Origin of the sequence: Mesorhizobium sp. M8A.F.Ca.ET.207.01.1.1, from assembly GCF_004794715.1 — a bacterium.
Lineage (GTDB): Bacteria > Pseudomonadota > Alphaproteobacteria > Rhizobiales > Rhizobiaceae > Mesorhizobium.
On the sequence record NZ_SRUS01000517.1, the window covers coordinates 1 to 292 of the forward strand.

Sequence of the window (292 nt, forward strand, 5' to 3'; positions counted from 1 at the left end):
CTAATTTTAGCCAACGGTCGTCGCGATTGATATCGATCAAGGCCGGGCGACGCATCCGCCGTCAAAGCGTCGCACGAAGGTCGTGTTGGCAGGGCAGGGCTCTGCCGTTATTGGAATAGCCATGCTGTTCTGGATCATAGCCGCAATGCTCACGCTCGGCGCCAGCCTGGCGGTCCTGCTGCCGCTGGCCGGCGGCCCGAAAGGCGCGTCGGCCGCCGGCGATCACGACCTCGAAGTCTATCGCGATCAGCTTTCCGAGCTCGACCGCGACATGGCGCGCGGCCTGATCCAG

Annotated in this window: 1 protein-coding gene; it reads left to right on the top strand. The window is 64.0% G+C overall.

Annotation, left to right across the window (positions count from 1 at the left end; all coding sequences use genetic code 11):
• Positions 1-121: 121 nt before the first annotated feature.
• Positions 122-292, top strand: a 171-nt coding sequence (gene ccmI / locus EN850_RS35635) for a c-type cytochrome biogenesis protein CcmI (RefSeq protein ID WP_136093078.1), incomplete at its 3' end; no start/stop codon positions are given.